The sequence below is a fragment of the Deinococcus sp. KSM4-11 genome (genome assembly GCF_004801415.1).
In the GTDB taxonomy this organism is placed as follows: Bacteria; Deinococcota; Deinococci; order Deinococcales; family Deinococcaceae; genus Deinococcus.
Map to the genome: position 1 here is coordinate 172,012 of NZ_SSNX01000004.1, position 18,105 is coordinate 190,116.

The 18,105-nt window shown below is 68.8% G+C and carries 16 protein-coding genes; 4 read left to right on the forward strand and 12 right to left on the reverse strand.

All coding sequences use genetic code 11. The annotated features are described in order from the left end of the window. Positions 1 to 17: 17 nt before the first annotated feature. The 6 genes from E7T09_RS13115 to E7T09_RS13140 all read right to left on the reverse strand — a co-directional run bounded on the left by E7T09_RS13115 (position 18) and on the right by E7T09_RS13140 (position 7,388). Positions 18 to 1,742, reverse strand: a complete 1,725-nt coding sequence (locus E7T09_RS13115) for an NAD-dependent malic enzyme (protein WP_136389647.1) — start codon at positions 1,740 to 1,742, stop codon at positions 18 to 20. Next, the gene (gene allE, locus E7T09_RS13120; RefSeq protein WP_136389648.1) at positions 1,739 to 2,500 is read right to left on the reverse strand and encodes a (S)-ureidoglycine aminohydrolase; all 762 of its coding nucleotides are present in this window, start codon (positions 2,498 to 2,500) and stop codon (positions 1,739 to 1,741) included. Before allE ends, E7T09_RS13115 begins: the two co-directional genes overlap by 4 nt. Positions 2,501 to 2,599: 99 nt before the next feature. Continuing rightward, positions 2,600 to 3,940, reverse strand: a complete 1,341-nt coding sequence (locus E7T09_RS13125; protein ID WP_136389649.1) for an allantoinase — start codon at positions 3,938 to 3,940, stop codon at positions 2,600 to 2,602. Next, positions 3,937 to 5,172, reverse strand: a complete 1,236-nt coding sequence (locus tag E7T09_RS13130) for an allantoate amidohydrolase (protein WP_240741794.1) — start codon at positions 5,170 to 5,172, stop codon at positions 3,937 to 3,939. Before E7T09_RS13130 ends, E7T09_RS13125 begins: the two co-directional genes overlap by 4 nt. A 2-nt stretch (positions 5,173 to 5,174) precedes the next feature. After that, positions 5,175 to 6,551: an aldolase/citrate lyase family protein gene (locus tag E7T09_RS13135; RefSeq protein WP_240741781.1), complete on the reverse strand. Its 1,377-nt coding sequence runs from the start codon at positions 6,549 to 6,551 to the stop codon at positions 5,175 to 5,177. Between the two features lie 129 nt (positions 6,552 to 6,680). Then, on the reverse strand, positions 6,681 to 7,388 hold the full coding sequence (locus E7T09_RS13140) for a hypothetical protein (RefSeq protein ID WP_136389651.1): 708 nt from the start codon (positions 7,386 to 7,388) through the stop codon (positions 6,681 to 6,683). A gap of 147 nt (positions 7,389 to 7,535) precedes the next feature. On the opposite strand from E7T09_RS13140, the gene uraD reads away from it, so the two are divergent. From uraD to uraH, 3 genes are read left to right on the forward strand one after another with little or no spacing between them, the layout of a single operon-like run. Continuing rightward, a complete protein-coding gene (gene uraD / locus E7T09_RS21925) occupies positions 7,536 to 8,069 on the forward strand; it encodes a 2-oxo-4-hydroxy-4-carboxy-5-ureidoimidazoline decarboxylase (RefSeq protein ID WP_240741782.1) in 534 nt (177 codons plus the stop codon). After that, positions 8,066 to 8,926, forward strand: coding sequence for a factor-independent urate hydroxylase (pucL, locus tag E7T09_RS21930; protein WP_168734839.1), 861 nt, complete (start codon positions 8,066 to 8,068; stop codon positions 8,924 to 8,926). The genes uraD and pucL overlap by 4 nt, the downstream gene beginning before the upstream one ends. Positions 8,927 to 8,972: 46 nt before the next feature. Then, positions 8,973 to 9,332 (forward strand): hydroxyisourate hydrolase, encoded by a 360-nt coding sequence (gene uraH / locus E7T09_RS13150; RefSeq protein ID WP_136389652.1) that lies wholly within the window; start codon positions 8,973 to 8,975, stop codon positions 9,330 to 9,332. 12 nt (positions 9,333 to 9,344) lie between these two features. On the opposite strand, the gene E7T09_RS13155 is transcribed toward uraH, so the two are convergent. The 6 genes from E7T09_RS13155 to E7T09_RS13180 form a co-directional block, all read right to left on the reverse strand. After that, complete coding sequence (locus E7T09_RS13155; protein WP_136389653.1) at positions 9,345 to 10,778, reverse strand: gamma-aminobutyraldehyde dehydrogenase; 1,434 nt, start codon at positions 10,776 to 10,778, stop codon at positions 9,345 to 9,347. Positions 10,779 to 10,875: 97 nt separating this feature from the next. Next, positions 10,876 to 11,688: an ABC transporter permease gene (locus E7T09_RS13160; protein WP_136389654.1), complete on the reverse strand. Its 813-nt coding sequence runs from the start codon at positions 11,686 to 11,688 to the stop codon at positions 10,876 to 10,878. A gap of 9 nt (positions 11,689 to 11,697) precedes the next feature. After that, positions 11,698 to 12,594 (reverse strand): ABC transporter permease, encoded by an 897-nt coding sequence (locus E7T09_RS13165; RefSeq protein ID WP_168734840.1) that lies wholly within the window; start codon positions 12,592 to 12,594, stop codon positions 11,698 to 11,700. After that, positions 12,591 to 13,670, reverse strand: a complete 1,080-nt coding sequence (locus E7T09_RS13170; protein WP_205747014.1) for an ABC transporter ATP-binding protein — start codon at positions 13,668 to 13,670, stop codon at positions 12,591 to 12,593. Before E7T09_RS13170 ends, E7T09_RS13165 begins: the two co-directional genes overlap by 4 nt. Then, complete coding sequence (locus E7T09_RS13175) at positions 13,667 to 14,893, reverse strand: ABC transporter substrate-binding protein (protein WP_205747015.1); 1,227 nt, start codon at positions 14,891 to 14,893, stop codon at positions 13,667 to 13,669. The genes E7T09_RS13170 and E7T09_RS13175 overlap by 4 nt, the downstream gene beginning before the upstream one ends. Before the next feature lie 40 nt (positions 14,894 to 14,933). Further along, positions 14,934 to 16,349, reverse strand: a complete 1,416-nt coding sequence (locus E7T09_RS13180) for an APC family permease (protein WP_168734841.1) — start codon at positions 16,347 to 16,349, stop codon at positions 14,934 to 14,936. Between the two features lie 181 nt (positions 16,350 to 16,530). Between E7T09_RS13180 and E7T09_RS13185 the strand changes: the two genes are divergently transcribed. Further along, the gene (locus tag E7T09_RS13185; protein WP_136389656.1) at positions 16,531 to 18,069 is read left to right on the forward strand and encodes a PucR family transcriptional regulator ligand-binding domain-containing protein; all 1,539 of its coding nucleotides are present in this window, start codon (positions 16,531 to 16,533) and stop codon (positions 18,067 to 18,069) included. Positions 18,070 to 18,105: the final 36 nt, after the last annotated feature.

An 18,105-nucleotide genomic window follows, 5' to 3' on the forward strand; every position in this document is an offset into this window, starting at 1 on the left:
CGGCAGCTCTGTAAGCCTTACTCCAGCCGGAACGGCAGGTGCTTCGGTTGCCAGAACTTGCGCTCCACGAACCCGTGAAGCTCCTCGTCACTCATGCGGCGGATTTCGAACTCGGTCGCCACGCCGTCGGACAGGGCCTGACGGATCACGGCCACGGCGACCTCCACGCTGGCCTTCGCCAGTTCCGAGACGGGCGGGTACAGCCGCGCCGGATGGTGCCGCTCGGTGTACGCAGCCAGCGCATACGCGGCCTCCGTGACCATCTCGTCCGTGATCTCGCGCACGCGGGCCAGGATCGCGCCGAAGCCCAGGCCCGGAAAGATGAACGCATTGTTCCCCTGCCCGATCTCGTGGGTCTGGCCGTCCAGGCTCACCGGGTCGAAGGGACTACCGGTCGCGACCAGCGCCTGCCCGTCCGTCCAGCGCAGGATGTCCGCCGGGAGGGCTTCGGTGTGCGCGGTGGGGTTGCTCAGCGGGAAGACCATCGGCCGCGCGGTGTTCGCCGCCGCCGCGCGCACGACCTCCTCGCTGAAGATGCCGCCCTGACCGCTCAGGCCCAGCAGCACGGTCGCTTTCGCGCCCCGGATCACGCCCAGCAGGTCGGTGCCCGGCCAGCCGTCTGCCAGGGCCTTCGGGGTGGTCAGGGATCGCTTGTAGTCCTCCATCTGCCGGTCGTCGGTGAGCAGGCCGCGCGAGTCCAGCACGAACACGCGGCGCTGGATGGCCGCGTCGTCCAGGCCCTCCCGGCGCATGCCCTCGCGGATCGCGGCGGCCACCCCCGCTCCGCCCGCTCCGGCCCCGTGTACCACGACCACCTGATCTGCCAGATGCTCGCCCTTCACGCGGCAGGCGTTCAGCACGCCGGCCAGCACCACCGCGCCGGTGCCCTGGATGTCGTCGTTGAAGCTCGGCACGACCCGCCGGTAGCGGCGCAGCACGTCGAAGGCCGCATCCTTGCTGAAATCCTCCCACTGGATGATCGCCTTCGGGTAGCGCTGGAGCGTCGCCTCAACGAAGGTGTCCATGAACTGCAGGTACGCCTCGCCGGTCAGGCGCTCGTGCTTCACGCCCAGGTAGTGCGGATCGTCACGCAGGTCTTCGCGGCCTGTGCCCACGTCCAACTCCACCGGCAGTGTCTTGTCTGGCCCCACGCCGCCCGCCACGGTGTACAGCGACAGCTTGCCAATCGAGATGGCCATGCCACCGAAACCCTGATCCCCGATGCCCAGGATCGCGCTGGAGTCGGTCGCCACGATGATCCGCACGTCGTTCAGGGGCACGTTCGCCAGCGCCTGCTTCGCCCGCGTGATGTTCTGCGTGCTGATAGTCAGGCCACGCGGGTAACGGTAGATCTGCGAGAACCGCTTCACCGCCTCGCCCACCGTCGGCGTGTACACGATCGGCAGCATTTCCTCGACGTGACGGGAGAGCAGCGCGTAGAACTGCACCTCCGTGCGATCCTGCAGGTTCCGCAGGAAGGTGTGCTTGCGCATCGGGTCGTCGAGCTTCACGTACTCGTCGTACAGCCGCTCGACCAGCACCTCCAGCGAATCCACCTGCGGGGCCAGCAGGCCGTCCAGGCCCAGCAGTTCACGCTCCTCGGCGGTGAAGGCCGTGCCCTTGTTCAGCAGCGGAATGCGGGTCAGGTTGAAGCCCCGGATCAGCGGCACCAGATACCGGTGACCGTCCTCGCCGCGTTTCACGTCGTAATTGTCGGTCAGTGGCAGGTCACGTCGGCTCATGGATTCGATCCTCCTCTCATCAGCGGGTGACGGTTCATGTCCTTGTAGAGCAGGTATTTGCTCCACTGTCGCCCGAGCGCCGCGTACCACTGCGGGCAGTACGCCCCCATCCAGATCACGTCCCCCTGGGTGACCGGATAGTACGTGTCCTGGAGCTTGTACAGGCCCTCGCCTTCCAGCATCAGCAGGCCGTGCTCCATGTAGTGGATCTCCGTGTAGGGCAGCGAGGCCCCCGGCGCGAAACTCATGGTGCTGACCATGAAATCGAACTCGGAGCTGTCCGGCAGTAGTTTGCGGGCGATCAGGTGGTCGTCGCCCTCAAAGGCGGCTCCGGCGTTGTCACGCTCGTTGCCCCAGTGAACTGCTGGGGAGGTCACGCCCGCGACCTCGTACGGCTTCTCGAACACCGACACGCGTGAACCAGCCTCGGCCCTGAGCGTGTGGGTCATCCCGGACGGCAGGAACACATACTCATACTCCCGCAGGGTTCGGGTCTCACCGTCCAGTACGACCTCCAGTTCGCCGTCCAGCACGAACACGAAGCGCTGGTAGCCATGCACCGATTCCTTCGCCTGCGCGCCCGGCGGCATCTCGGCCGTGAACTGCACGAACCGCGCGCCCAGGCCCATCACCGGCGCGATGTGCAGGACGATGGCGCTGCCCGGCCACTCCGCCAGGGCCGTCCGGACGAAGGTATCTGGGGTGATGACTGCATGTGACGGCTGCAGTGAACTGCGGGTGACTCCGAGGTGTTTCACAGAGGGCTCCTTGAATGGGGCGGTGAGCAGGTAGAGCGGAGAAGGCTGGAGAGTCCCGGTCGTCCCCGGTTCACAGCACATCGGAAGAGGACGAGCCGATCAGCGTCCGGGCCGGAGCAGCATCCCATGCACCGAGTCGTCGAACACGCCGTTCTCGTAGACCTTTCGGCCGCGCAGGTAGGTGGCCTGCACGCGCCCCCGGAAGGTCTGTCCCCGGTACGGGTTCTGCTGCCAGCGGTCGTAGAGCGTGGTGAGCGTGAAGGACTCGTCCAGGGTCACCAGAGCAAAATCGGCGTCGACACCGACCTCCAGGCGGCCCTTGCCGGGCAGGCGGAAGCGGCGGGCGGGGTTCAGGGCGCTCAGGGCGGCCACGGCCTCCAGCGGCAGGCCCCGGCGGTGGTGGCCGTCTTCCAGCAGCACGTTCAGGGTGCTCTGCGCGCCGCTGATCCCGCCCCACAGGGCGAAGAAGTCGTCACTCGTCTTCATGGATGGCGGGGCGGGGGAGTGGTCGGAGCCGACCGTATCGACGTGCCCGGCCTGCAGTTCGCGCCACAGGTCGTCCTGCACGGCCTGCGGGCGCAGGGGCGGCGCGCACTTCAGGGCTGCGCCCACGCGTTCCACGTCCTCGTCGGTGAAGTGCAGGTAGTGCGGGCAAGTCTCCACGGTCACGTCCACACCCTTGGCCTTCCACTCGGTCGCCAGGGCCACGGCCGCGCCGCTGCTGAGGTGCACGAGGTGCAGGGCCGCGCCCGTCTCCTGCGCAAACAGCAGGGCGCGCTGCACGGCCTCCAGTTCCGTGACCACGGGGCGGGTCGCCAGATAATCCCGCACGCCGCGCTTGCCCCCGGCCCGCGCCGCCTGCGTGAGCCGCCCCGTGAAGTCGTCGCTCTCCGCGTGCGTGCCGACGACCAGGCCCAGCCGCGCCGTCGCCTTCATGCCCTCGTACAGCGTCACATCGTCCACAGCGGGGAATTCGTCCAGGCCGGAATTCGACATGAAGGCCTTGAAGCCGATCACCCCGGCGTCCGCCAGGTCGTCGAGCTGATCCAGGTTCAGCGGCGTTAGACCGCCCCACAACCCGAAGTCCAGCCGGGACTTCTGTTCGCCCAGCGCCCGTTTCTCGTCGAAGCGTGCACGGGTCAGCAGCGGAGGTGAGGAGTTCAGCGGCATGTCCAGGAAGGCGGTCGCCCCTCCGGCGGTCAGCGCCCGCGTGCCGGTGTCGAAGCCCTCCCAGCCGGTGCGGCCGGGCTCGTTCAGGTGCACGTGGGCGTCCACCACGCCGGGGAAGACATGCAGGCCGGTCGCGTCCAGGTTCGTGCCCGCGCCGGTCAGTTCCTCGCCCATCTCCACGATCTGGCCGTCTGCTATGCCGATGTCCACGCGGCGCACGCCGTCCGGAGTCACGACCTGTCCGCCGCGCACGATCACGTCGGCGCTCACGCCGTCACCTCCAGGGCCAGCCGCTCCACGAAGCGGAGCAGAATGCGCAGGGCGGCCTCCACATCCTCGGGGTTCACCATCTCGTCCGGGTGGTGGCTCAGGGCGTTCGGCGAGCGTACGAACAGCATCGCGGCGGGCATGACGGTGCCCATCACCATCGCGTCGTGCCCTGCGCCACTCACCAGCTCCGGATGGAGCAGGCCCTCGTCGTCCGCCGCGTGGTGCAGCAGGGCCTGGAAGCCCGCGTCCATAGGGGTGGCGCGCTCCTCCATCTTCGGCGTGACCGTCACCGTGACGCCACGCTCGGCGGCAAAGCGCTGCGCGTCGTCCAGCAGGGCGGGCAGGGCGTCCAGCCTTGCGGCGTCGCGCTCGTGGCGGATATCCAGCGTGCAGTGCACGTCGCCTGGCACGATGTTGATCGCCCCCGGCCGCGCCTGCATGACCCCCACCGTCGCCACCAGGCCCGGCGTGTTCCGCGCCCGGTCTTCCACCGCCACCACGAAGTGCGCCGCCGCTGCCAGCGCATCCCGGCGGTGCGCCATGGGCGTGGTGCCCGCGTGCGATGCGCGGCCCCTGAAATCCAGCAGCACGCGGTTCTGCCCGGCGATGGCCGTCACCACGCCCACGGCGGCGCCCGCCGCCTGCAGCACCGGCCCCTGCTCGATGTGTACCTCCACGTAGCCCAACGCGCCGCCGGTCACCCGCGCGGCCGGCAGGTCGTCCGGGCTCAGGCCGAAGGCGCGGATGGCGTCCTCCACGCTCTGCCCCTCCGCGTCCAGCAGGCCCAGCATCTCGTTCACCGTGCCCGTCAGCGCCCGCGACCCGATGAACGGCACGCCGTAGCGCACGCCCTCCTCCTCCGAGAAGGCCAGCACCTCGATGGCGAACGGCAACCCACGGTCACCCAGCGCCTCGACCAGCGCGTAGGCCAGCAGCACGCCCAGCATGCCGTCGTACGCCCCGGCATTCGGCACCGTGTCGATGTGCGAGCCCACGTACAGGGTTCGTGCCCCCGCGCTTTCCCGCCGGGAGCGGAGATTCCCCACGGCGTCCACTGTGGTGCTCAGGCCCAGCCAGTCAGCCCACGCCCGCAGGAAGGCATGCACGTCCCGCGTGGTGGGGCAGAGGTACGTCCGGGTCGTCTCGCCCGGCACTTCGGTCAGCGTCGCCAGTTCGCGGCAGGCCGCCAGCACCCGCGCGTTCAGTTCCGTCAGATTGTCGGTTCGATTCACACTCAAGAGGTCACTCCTTGGAACAGGTCAGGAAACAGCCCCTGGGCCTCACGGGGAAAGTACGCCGCGCAGCGGTCCGACAGCACCAGATGATCCAGCAGCCGCGCCGCCCCCACATTGTCCGGCATCAGGGCGCGGCGCTCCATCCGGTACCGGTCGCGGGTGAGCACGCTGCCATCGTCGAGCGTCGCCCCCACCCGCACCCACTGCCACACCAGCGCGCGGGCCAGTTCCGCCGTGGCCGTGTCCTCCACCCGCCCGCCACGGACGACGACCCCACGTCCCTCCAGCCATGCCGCAAACACGTCCAGCGCCAGCCCCACGGAATCGCGGAGTTCCAGCACCGGAATGTGGTTCGGAGTGGGGAGATCCGTGAGGATCGTCTGGAGGTCGGCCTGCACGGCTGTGGACGGCCGTCGTACCCTGGGGGCAATCCCCGCCCGCACGGCGTCCAGCAGGTCTGGCAGCCCGGCCCACGCCGCCGTGAAGCCCTGGGTCGCCTCCCGCTCCTTGTCGGCCTGCACGGCCTCCAGGGCGGGCTGTGGGTTCGCCGGATCGGGCGCCAGTGAGGCCGTGCCGCCGATCGCCTCGGCCCCGTGCTGCTGGCACACGCCCACAAGGTGTTCGGCGTAGGCGCGCATGGCGGGCACATCCATCGTGAGCTGCGAGCGCGGCGGGACGGGGCCAGGGCGCGTGGCACCGATGTGCTTGATCAGACTGAACACGTAATCCCAGCGTCCGGCATTCAGTCCATACGCGCGGGAACGGAGGACGTGCAACAGGATGTCGGCGTTCAGGAGTCCGCTGAATGTCTCGATCTGGAGGCACACCCGCACGGTGTTCGCCTCCAGTCCCAGGTGCGTTTCCGCGAGACTCAGCGCCTCCTGCCAGAACCGCGCCTCGACCTCGGTCTCCAGTTTGGGGAGGTACAGGTGCGGTACCCGGTCAGGCCGCGCCGTAAGCAGCACGGCCAGATCGCACAGGGCGGCGCTGGCCGGGCCGCCGAAGTCCAGGCCCGGCTCGGTGGCGTACAGGGCGCGCGGGCGGGCCAGCAGCGGCTTCTCCGTGTCCATCACCCATGCCAGCGCGTCGTAGGCGGCCTGCACGTTCGCCGGCGTGGGCGCGAAGGTATCGTCGAAGTCGACGACCACCGCATCGGCCTTCGAGGCCAGCGCCGAGTTCAGGGCTCGGAGATCCGACGCCTCAACGATCAGTTCTACCCGGCGGCCCCGCAGGTTCTCCGGGATCGGCGCGGCCTGGAACGGGGGCACCGTGGACTGACCGGTATTCGCACCCGGCAAGGCCTGCCAGCGCCCGCGCAGACGCGCATGCAGGTGCGCGGCCAGAGCGTACGCGGAAGGGGACAGGTGAATGGGCATGGGCAACTCCTTTCGGTGTTCGCCGATCATGCGTCTGGAAGGCGTGTGGCGTCCACCCCGCAAGAGTTTCTTGCTCCGACGTGAAGGCGACCGGACACGCGAAATGCCGGTCGCCTGTAAAACCTGGGCTCAGCGGTTGCGGTACTGGGGCAGAACGCGCCAGGGCGTCAGCACATTCGGGCTCAGGCCGAGGCTCGCCATCTTGGTCGTGTTGAATGGCTGCCAGGCAACATGGGTGGTCGGCTGGGTGGACATCGTATACGTGGCCGTATTGCCATCGGTGCTCACCAGCACGAGATTCCAGCCGAGCTTGAATGACAGGGTCGTATCGGTGTCACCCAGAAGCAGGCACTGGGTGCCCTTGAACTTCACAGTGGCCTCTTTGTTCGAGTACCACCAGCCTCGATAAGTGAAAGGGGTTGATCCGGCGGTGGGTTCTGAGATGATTCGCTGATTCTTATCCGTCGTCAGGTAGTTGATGGGAAAGACTTCCATGTCGGCGGGGGCGGTAATCTGGGGATCAGTGCAGGAGCCAAACACGTCCTTGATGGCAACAAGGTCACTGTTGTAAGTCGTGTTCATTACGCTGGCCTTAGGCAGTCCAAGATCAAATTGCCCCGTGGTGCTCACGGGCGCACTGATCTTCAGATAGTCCGGAGCAACGGAATTCGCGTCACCAGCGGTGAACGGCGTGATCTTGCCCATGATCAGGCCCGCGACCTCGGTCGGCTTGGGCGTCGGCGTGATGGTGACGGTGGTGTTGCCACACGCGGCCAGCAGAGCGGTCAGGCCGGTCAGGAGCGTCAGGCGGCTGGACACGGTCAGGTTCAGGGTCATGCTTCCTACCCTGACGGGTGGGGGCGGCCGTGGGGTGGTGTTTGCCTTCAGTGCGCTGACGTGCTTTTCTCACATTCTGGTCAGGTGACCCGGTGGGAGTCGGGGCGGGTGTGCGGCAGAATGCGGGGGCTTGCTGGAGGTGAGTGTGTGACTGCCCGATCTCCCCGGACGCTGTCCGACATCAATGCCCTGAGTGCCGAGGCATTTGAGCTTCACTTCGCGGGCGTGCTGGAGCACTCGCCCCGCTACGCGCGGGTGGTGGCGCAGGCACGGCCCTTCGCGAGTGCGGAGGCGGTGGCGCGGGCTTTCGCGACCGCCTTCGATACCGGTTCCCAGGAGGAGCAGGTGGCGCTGATCCGCGCTCACCCGGATCTGGCAGGCAAGGCGGCTCTGGCGGGCGAACTGACGTCGGAGAGCGCCAGCGAGCAGGCATCGGCGGGACTGGATCGTCTGACTCCGGCCGAGTATGAGGAGTTCCATGCGTTGAATGCCGCGTACCACGAACGGTTTGGCCTGCCGTACGTGGTGTGCGTGCGGGAGAATACGAAGGCCAGCATCTTCGAGGGGGCGCGGCGGCGGCTGGCGAACACGCCGGAGCAGGAGCGTGCGGCGGCCCTGCACGAGATCGGGCGGATCGCGCGGCTGAGGGTGCTCGACCTGATCCAGGGGGATGAACGATGACCAGGGTGAACGTGAAGCTGGGCGAGAACAATTACGGTAAGGCCGACGTGCAGGTGTTCAAGGTGTTCCGAAGTACGTCCCGGCATGAAATTCGAGATGTGAACGTGCGTGTGGCCATGACCGGCGAGTTCGAAGCGGCGCACGCAGACGGCGACAATGCGGAGCTGCTCGCCACGGACACCGTGCGGAATACGATCTATGCCCTGGCGAAGGAAGGCTTTGCCGGCAGCGTGGAGGCCTTCGGGAAGGAGCTGCTGGCCCACTTCGTCCGGGCGGGGCCGAAGGTGACGGGCGGCTTTGCGGAGTTCACCGAGCACCTGTGGGAACGCCTGCCGGGCGACGGCGATCAGGGCCATGACCACGGCTTCGTGCGGCAGCTGCCGAAGCACACCGTACGTGTGGAGACGATGGACGGCACCTCCTTCAAGGTCACGAGCGGCATTGCGGAACTGTCCGTGTTGAAGACCACGCAGAGCGGCTGGGCGGGCTATCTACTGGAGGAGCGGTTCACCACGCTGCCGGAATCCACGGACCGGATCATGGCGACGGTCGTGACCGCGAAATGGGAGTATGCCGTGCCCGACTGCGACTACGACGCCGTATGGAAACGCGCCTTCGACCAGATCCAGCGCACCTTCACCGACCATTATTCGCCCAGCCTCCAGAACACCCTGTACCGACTGGGCGAGGCCGTGCTGGGCGTCTGCCCGGAGATCTCACGCGTGTGGTTCCAGCTGCCGAACCGGCATCACCTGCGCTACAACCTCGAACGCTTCGGGATCGAGAACGAGGGCGAAATCTTCCACGTCGACCCGGAACCCTACGGCCTGATGGAAGCCTGGATCGAGCGCGCATGAGACGGAACTCAGGTGAGCCGAAGGCGAACCCGAGCGGAGGTTCCGTATGAGCGGCGGCGCGGGCCTCAGCACGCACGTCCTCGACACCGCGCGGGGCCGCCCCGCCCAGGGGATCCGGGTGGAACTGCACGGCGTCACCGGGCCGCTGCGGGAGAAGTTCGCGGAGGCCATCACGAACGCGGACGGCCGTACGGACGCCCCGCTCATCGAACGCGGGCGGCTTGTGGCCGGAACCTATGAGCTGACCTTCCACGTGGGCGCGTACTACGCCGAGTTCCCGACGGCCTCCACCCCTCCCTTCCTGGACGTGGTCACGCTGCGCTTCACGGTCGCGGATGCCGGCGCGCATTATCACGTGCCGCTGGTCATGACGCCCTGGTCGTACTCGACGTACCGGGGTAGCTGACCTGCCCCTGGCTCAGTGCTTGATCATCACGTGCCGCACGACGGAGTAGTCCTCCAGGGCGGCGCTGCTGAGATCCTTGCCGTACCCGCTCTGTTTGAACCCGCCGTGCGGCATCTCGGACACCAGCATGAAGTGCGTGTTCACCCACGTCGCGCCGTACTGGAGCTGCGCGCTGACGCGCATGGCACGCCCGGCGTGGTTCGTCCACACGCTGCTGGCCAGGCCGTAGTCGCTGTCGTTCGCCCAGGTCACGGCGTCCTCCTCGGTGGTGAAGCGGGTCACGCTCACGACCGGGCCGAACACCTCGCGGCGCACGATCTCGTCGTCCTGCGTAGCCCCCGCGATCAGGGTGGGCTGGTAGAAGAACCCGTTGCCCTCGCCCATGTGGCCGCCCGCGACGACTTCCACGTGCTTCAGCGCGCGCGCCCGCTCCACGAAGCCCGCCACCCGGTCACGCTGGGCGGCGCTCACGAGCGGCCCCATCTCGGTGCCCTCGGCGCGCTGCGTGCCCATGCGGATGCTGCCCACGGCGTCGGCCAGGGCGGCCACCAACCGGTCGTAGATGCCCTGCTGCGCGTACACGCGGCACGCGGCGGTGCAGTCCTGCCCGGCGTTGTAGTAGCCGAACACCTTGATGCCCTCGACCACGGCTTCCAGATCGGCATCGTCGAACACGATCACCGGCGCCTTGCCGCCGAGTTCCAGGTGCGTGCGCTTGATCGAGGCTTTCGCGGCCTCCAGCACATGCTGCCCGGTGCTGATGCTGCCCGTCACCGAGACCATCCGCACGTCCGGGTGGTGGATCAGCCGCGAGCCCACGGTGCTCCCCAGACCGCTGACGATGTTCGCCACGCCGGGCGGCAGCAGCGTCTGCAATTTCTTCGCCAGGTGCAGGGTCGAGAGGGGAGTCTGCTCGCTGGGCTTGAGCACCACCGTGTTTCCGGCGGCCAGGGCCGGCGCGAGCTTCCACGCGGCCATCATCAACGGGTAATTCCACGGCGCGATGCTCGCCACGACTCCCACCGGGTCACGCCGGATGAAACTCGTGTGCCCCGCCAGGTACTCGCCCGCCACCGCGCCCGTCAGCGTCCGGCAGGCACCCGCGAAGAACCGGAACGTGTCCGACACCGCCGGAATCTCGTCTGCCAGGGCCGCGCCGTAGGGTTTGCCCGCGTTGTCCGACTCCAATGACGCGTATTCCTTGCCGTCGGCATCGATGGCGTCTGCCAGGGCCAGCAGCGCCGCCGCGCGGTCTTTGGGTGGAGTGGCCGCCCAGCCTGTGAACGCGTTCCTGGCAGCGGCCACCGCCGCGTCCACCTGGTCGTCACTCGCCTGATTCACCCGCGTCAGGACGCCGCCCGTCGCCGGGTCGAGCACGTCCAGCGGTGAAGCCGAGCCGGTCACGAGTTCGCCGTTGATCAGGAGTTGCGCGGGATACGTGGTCATGGGGAACCTCCGGGAGCGGTGGGTCTGGAACGGGTGGCGAACGACAGGTGGAGGCGGTGGCCGCAGGGGTGGCCGTGATCGCGGTGAGGCTGGGCGGTCACGCGCCTTTCCCCGAACCGCTCGGGTCGTCCGTGCCGAGGGTGAGGCGCTGGGCGAGCAGGATGGGGAGGAAGGTCACGGCCATGACGATCAGCGCGGCGACATTCGTGACGGGCCGCTGGCGGGGTTTGAACAGTTCGCCGTACAGCCAGATCGGGAGGGTCTGCTGGGGGCCGGCGGTGAAAGTCGTGACGATCACCTCGTCGAAGCTGAGGGCGAAACTGAGCAGCCCGCCCGCCAGGAGGGCCGTCGCGAGGTGCGGCAGCAGCACGTACCGGAAGGTCTGCGCGGGTCGTGCCCCCAGGTCGGCGCTCGCTTCCAGCTGGCTGGGCGACAACCTCCGCAGGCGAGCCGAGACGTTGTTGTAGATGGTGACGATGCAGAACGTGGCATGCCCGAGGATGATCGTCGCGACGCCCGGCGTCACGCCCAGCCGGCGCAGGCTGACCAGCAGCGCCAGCCCGGTGACGATGCCCGGCAGCGCGATGGGCAGAATCGTCAGTAGCGTCACCGCGTGCTGGCCTCTGAAGCGCGTGCGGGTCATCCCGAAGGCCAGCAGCGTGCCCAGCACGAGCGCAATGGCGGTCGCGCCCAGGGACACCCGCACGCTCAGCCACAGGGCCGCCCACAGGTCGTGCCGCGCGAAGGCCACCGCGAACCATCTCGTCGTCAGGCCCGGCGGCGGAAAGGCGTACGTGCGGTCCTCGGTGGTGAAGGCATACAGGGCGATCAACGCCAGGGGGACGTGCAGGAACAGCAGGCCCGCACCCGCCGCAATCCGCAGGGGCCAGGACGAGTGAACGGAGGTCATCTCAAATCCTCACAGCGCATCGAAGGCCCCCAGTCGCCGGGCCAGGGCGAGGTACGCGGTGACGATCAGGATGGGCACGACGCTGAACGCCGCGGCCAGCGGCAAGTTGTTGGCCGCGCCCTGCTGCGTGTAGACCATCTGCCCGATGAAGAACCCAGGTGCGCCGACCACGCTGGGGATGATGTAGTCGCCCAGCGTGAGGCTGAACGTGAAGATGCTCCCCGCCGCAAGGCCCGGGAGGGCCAGCGGGAACAGCACACGCCGGAAGGTCTGCGTGGGGCGCGCGCCCAGGTCGGCGCTGGCCTGCAGGAGGCTGGCGGGCACCCGTTCCAGCGCGGCCTGAAGGGGAAGGATCATGTACGGCAGCCACACGTACACGAACACCAGGAACATGCCCAGCGAGGAGTTCGCCAGGCTGGTGCCGCCGATCACAGGCAGGGCGAGAATGGCGTCCAGCACGTTCCCGAGGCCGAGACGGTCTGCGGCATAGCGGATGACCCCCTCCTGCGCGAGGATCAGTCGCCACGCGTACACGCGCACGAGGTAACTGGCCCACAGCGGCAGCGTGACCAGCAGCAGCAGCGTGGCCTTGCGCGGCCCGCGCGAGCGGGCGATCAGCAGGGCAATGGGAAAGGCGATCAGCGCGCAACAGGCGGTCACGGCGGCGGCCATGACGACGGTCCGCACGATGATGTCCACGTTGCTGGGCACGAACAGCGCCCGGAACGACGCGAGCGTGAAGCCGGGGAGCACCTGCCCGGTGAAGTCGTCCACCGCGCGCAGGCCGTAGCTGAGCAGGCCGAGCAGCGACCCGAGGTACAGCACGCCCAGCCATAGCAGCGGCGGGATCAGCAGCAGCAGCGGCCAGCGCGGCGGCCTGCGGCGGGTGGGTGTAGCGGCCCTCACCGGGCTCCTTCCGGCTCCAGCGGGCGGAGATCGGCGGGATCGAAGGTCAGCTGGGCAGGATCACCGGGCCGGGGCGGGTGGGCGAGCGGCGGAAGATGCGCGGTGACGGTTCGCCCGCCGTCCAGCAGCACCTCCAGCTTCGTGAAGGCGCCCAGATAGCCGCTGCCCTGCACGCGCCCGCCCAGCCCCGGGCCGGACGTGCCCGGAGGAGCGAGGTGCAGGCGCTCGGGCCGCAGGGCGTACTGGGCGGCGGTTCCGGTCGCGGCGGCTCCCAGGAGATTCCGGGGAAGAACGTTCGCGCCGCCCACGAAATCGGCGACAAAGGCGGTGCGCGGGTGTTCGTACAGGTCGTGGGGCGTGCCCTCCTGCACGACCTGGCCGTCGCGGAACACGGCCACGCGGTCGCTGAGGCTCAGCGCCTCGCCCTGGTCATGCGTGACATACAGGCAGGTCAGGCCCAGCTGCGCGTGCAGGGTGCGCAGTTCGCTCTGCATCGCCTCGCGCAGCTTCAGATCCAGCGCGCCCAGCGGTTCGTCGAGCAGCAGCAGTTTCGGCGCGTGGGCCAGCGCGCGGGCCAGCGCCACGCGTTGCCGCTGCCCGCCCGACAGCTGCGAGACCCGCCGCCCCGCGAAGCCCGGCAGGTGCACGAGGTCAAGCAGTTCCTCGGCCCGGCGCTGCGTCTCGGCGCGGGGGCGCCCCCGGACGGTCAGCGGGTACCCGACGTTCTGCCCCACGGTCATGTGCGGGAACAGCGCGTAATCCTGAAAGACCGTGTTCACCGGGCGGTCGTACGCGGCCAGCCGGGTGGCGTCGGTGCCGAACAGGTGCACGCTGCCGGACTCCGGCGCCTCGAAGCCCGCGATGAGCCTCAGGCAGGTGGTCTTGCCGCTCCCAGATGGCCCCAGCAGCGAGTAGAACTCGCCGGGCTGCACGCTCAGGTTCACGCCGCGCACGACGACATTCCCGCCGTACGACATGCTCACGCCGCGCAGTTCGGCCGCCGGAGGCCGGGTCATCGTGTCCGACCGCACGGCCTGCCCGGCTGTTCCGTCCAGCATGTCCATGTCACCCGTCATTCCTGATCGTCGGGGCGTCCGGACAGATCGCCTGGACGCGCCGTTCCCGGTGGCCCGACGACGTTATTTCCCGCCCTGGATGGCGATGTAGTCGCTGACCCAGCGGCCGTACGGCACACACGTGCCCTGCGTGGCGCACTTCGTGATGGGGTGCGCCAGAACCAGATCCGGTCGAAGGCGGCGTACCCGTTGGTCGCGCAGCCGTCCCTGCCGAGCAGGGTGCTGGCGCTGCACCCGGCCTGCACGGCGGGCAGCGAGCCGAACCACGCGGCCACGTCGCCCTGCACTTTCGGGCTCAGGCTGTGTTCCATCCACAGATACGCGCAGTTCGGGTGTTTGGCGGTGCTGCTGAGCATGGTGGTGTCGGCCCAGCCGGTCGCGCCCTCGGTGGGAATGGTGCTGGCCACGGCCTGCTTGTTGGCCTTCAGGGTGTTCACCTGGAATGGCCAGGAGGGGCTCAGGGCGGTGCCCTCGTTGGTGAAGTCCTGCACCTGCGCGTTCGCGTCGTTCCAGTAGCGCTGGACCAGCGGGTGCTGGGCGCGCAGCAGGTCGAGGACGGCCTTGTACTGTGCCTCGTTCAGTTCGTAGGGATTCTTGATGCCCAGCGCGGGCTGGGTCTTCATCAGGTACAGCGCGGCGTCCGCGAGGTAGATGGGGCCGTAGTACGCCTGCACGCGGCCCTTGTTGCTCTTCCCGTCCGGGAGAGTCATGGCCTTGAAGACCACGTCCCAGCTTTTCGGCGCGGTCTTGAAGACCTTGGTGGAGTACATCAGGACGTTCGGTCCCCACTGGTACGGCACGCCGTAGGTCAGGCCGCCGACCGTGTGCCACGGTGCCTTCTGGAGTTTCGGGTTGATCTTCGCGTAGCTGGGAATCAGCTTCAGGTTCACCGGCTGCACCTTCCCACCGGCCACCAGGCGCAGCGAGGCGTCCCCGGACGCGGTCACGAGGTCGTAGCCGCCCTGGTTCATCAGGGACACCATCTCGTCGCTGCTGCCGGCGACCTTCACCGACACCTTGCAGCCGGTCTGCTTCTCGAAGCCGGTCACCCAGTCGTAGGCTTTGTCGCTCTCGCCCCGCTCGATGTACCCGGCCCACGCGACGATGCTGAGCTGCCCCTCGGTCTTGCCCAGGGTACTCAGCATGGTCGTGGCCGCCTGGGCCTGGGCGCTCGGCGCGAGAAGCACGGTCAGGGCGGTACTCAGCAGGGTCAGTCGTCGCATGGTGTTTCCTCCGGAGCAGAGCGGGGGCCGTGGAGCGGGATCAGTCGCCGGGCAGGGTTGTGATGTCGTGACTCAGCGTATCCGCTGCGCCGCGTTTGAACACGGCATTCAGGATCAGGTAGGCCAGCGGCGCGGAGACCAGCAGCGCCCCGGCCAGCGCCAGGAACTGCGCGCCCTCGTCGATCACGGTGCCACGGATTGCCAGCAGGATGATTGCAGTGGGCAGCAGTGCGATCAGGATCACGACCGGCAGGCCACCGGCGATCCGGAAGGGCCGGGGCATCTGTGGGGCCGTGATGCGCAGGACGATCAGCGCGACGAACTGCAGGATCAGCGACACGCCGTACAGCAGCACGGTGGTCACGGCCAGCGTCTGGAACGGCCCGATGGCCAGCAGCGCGTAGATCACGGCGCACAGGATGATCGAGCGGGCGGGCGTGCCGTAGGTGGGGTGGCGCCGCACGAAGCTGGGCGGCAAGTAGCGGTCGGCGGCGAACACGAAGGGCAGCCGGCTGTTCGAGAGGATCATGGCGTTGAACAGGCCCATCGCGCAGAACATGCCGCCCAGCGCCACCCAGATGCCCAGCCACCGGCCTCCGATCGCCTGCGCGAGTTCCGGGAAGTACACGGTGTCGCCCCACGTGCTAAACGCCACGCCGGCCGTCAGGCCCGCCACGGTGGGCAGCAGGTAGCCCACGATGACCAGCGGCACGGCGATCAGCATGGCCCTGGGAATGACCCTCAGCGGATTCTCGATCTCCTCCAGAATGGTGCTGATCCCGTCCCAGCCGAGGAAGTTGTACATCACGATGAACAGGCCCAGCCCGAAGGCGCCCGCGACGCCCGTATCCGGCGGCGTGAGCGGCTGCCAGAACGGCACAGGGTGTCCGACCCACTTCACGGCCGCAATGACGATCATGATGATGAACGGCACGAACACCATGACCGCGAAGAGTTTGCTGGAGTCGCCCACGGCCTTCGCCCCCCGGATGTTCAGCAGCGCGAACACCGCGATCAGGAGCACCGCCACGATCCAGCGAACCACCGCGTGGTCGTCCAGCACCGTGACGCCGAAGGCGAGTTTCAGGAAGGAACTGGTGTAATCCGTGAACAGCGCAGCGAAACTCGCGGCGATCACCAGGCCGTACAGCCACGCAATCCAGCCCTGTGTGAAGCCCCAGAAGCGGCCCAGCGCACGCTTGACCCACACATAGAAGCCGCCCTCGACCGGCATGGCCGTGGAGAGTTCCGTGACCATCAGAACCGTCGGCAGGCTCCAGATAAAGGGCGTGACGAGCACCAGGATCAGCGCCATGCCGGGCGCGCTGCTGCCCACCAGGCCCTCCAGGCCGAAGGCGCCGCCGGCGACCGTGAAGTAGATGACCATGACCACGCCCCACAGGCCGAGCTTGGAGGGAGCGGGGGCGGACGTCGCAGGGGATGCGGAACCGGTCATAGGAACCTCGCGGGCAGGAGCGGGGACAGGAAGCGGACAGCGGGGAATTTCATGAAGCCTAAAGGTCTGTCCGGCACACGACTTTGTGGAGAATCTCCAGCGTTGCGCCGGACTCCCTGGATGGGATTCACCATGCGGTGCCCTAAGCTGAACCCATGAGCCGCCCCGCCCGGAGAAGCGCATGCGAGTCCACGACGCCCTGACCCTGCCCTCGCTCGCCTCGGCGCGGGCTGTGGGCGAGGGTGACCGGACGCGCGAGGTCGTCCTGGCCCACGTGGTGGACGTACCCGAGACCCCCCGCTGGGTCACGCCCGGCACCTTCCTGCTCTCGACGGGCCTGTCCTGGCCGCGTGAGCCCGCCGCACTGGGCGCCTTCGCCACCGAACTGGCCGCCTGCGCGCCCGCCGCCGTGGTGCTCGCCGCCCCGCACTTCTTCCCGGCCTTCCCGGCCGAGGCCGCCGCGGCGCTGGCCGCGCGTGGCATTCCCACGCTGGAACTGCCGTACGAGGTGCCGTTCGCGCAGGTCGTGCAGGAAGTGCACGGCCACATCCTGCGCGAACAGGCCGACGTGCTGCGCCGCAGCGAACGCATTCACCGGGCGCTCACCCGCGCGGCGCTCAGCGGGAATCTCGCGGACGTCGCGCAGACCCTCGCGGACGGTCTGGGCCGCGGCGCGGTCGTGCTGTCGGCGGCCGGGCTGCCCCTGACCCCTGGCCCCGCGCCGGGCCAGGCCGACGTGCTCGCCGCCCTGGCCCGGCCGGGCAATGCTCCGCGCGATCTGGCGGGGGGCACGCTGGTGCCCGTGATCCTGCGTGGGGGCCGCGAGGGTGGCGTGTGGGTGCAGCGCGCGCCCGATGCCACCGCGCGCCGATCCGGGCCGGACAGGGCGCCGCCGGATCTGGCCGTGCGCGCCGCCGAGCACGCCGCGACGGTGGTGGCCCTGCTGCTCCTCGCGCAGCGGGACGCCGAGGTGCGCGAGGCCCGGCTGGGTTACGCCTTCGTGGACAGCCTGCTGGAGGGCCGCTTCACGAACGACCCGGCCGCGCAGGAACGCGCCGCCCGCCTGGGCTTCGATCCCGCCGGCGAGTACAGCGTGGGGCTGCTCGCCCTGCACGCCCCCCTGCCCCTGACCGCCGAGGGCTTCGCGGGCCGAGAGCGGGCCGCCCAGCAGGTGCGTGAGGTGCTGGCGTCGCTCGGGGCGGCGCCACTGGTCAGCGTGAACCTGAACACCGTGTGGTTTCTGCTGCCCGCCCGGATCAGTGCCGAGCGGGTCTGGGCGCGCCTGGGCTGGGCGGGGCCGGATGCTCCGGGTGGCATGGTGTACAGCCGGGCCCGCACGGGCGTCGACGCCGTTGGACACAGCCGGGCCGAGGCGCTGACCCTGGCGACCCACGCCCGCCCGGGCCAGCTCCGCTCGTACGCCGAGGTGCTCGTGCCCCGCGCGCTGAGCGGCGACCGCGACGCGCAGGGCGACCTGACGCGCTCCCTGCTGGGGCCCCTCAGGTCGTCTCGTGGAGCCGATGGCCTGATCGCCACCATCCGGACGCTGAGCGAGACGGGCTTCTCACAGGTGGAGACGGCCGCCCGGCTGGGCATTCACGCGAACACCCTGCGCTACCGCATGGAACGCATCGAGACCCTCACCGCGAGGTCGCTGGGCCAGCCCGACACCCGCGCCCTGTGGTGGCTGGCCCTGCAACTCGACGCGCTCCAGCCCTGAACGGTTCGCGTGTCCGCGCCGCCCTTTCCCCCTTTC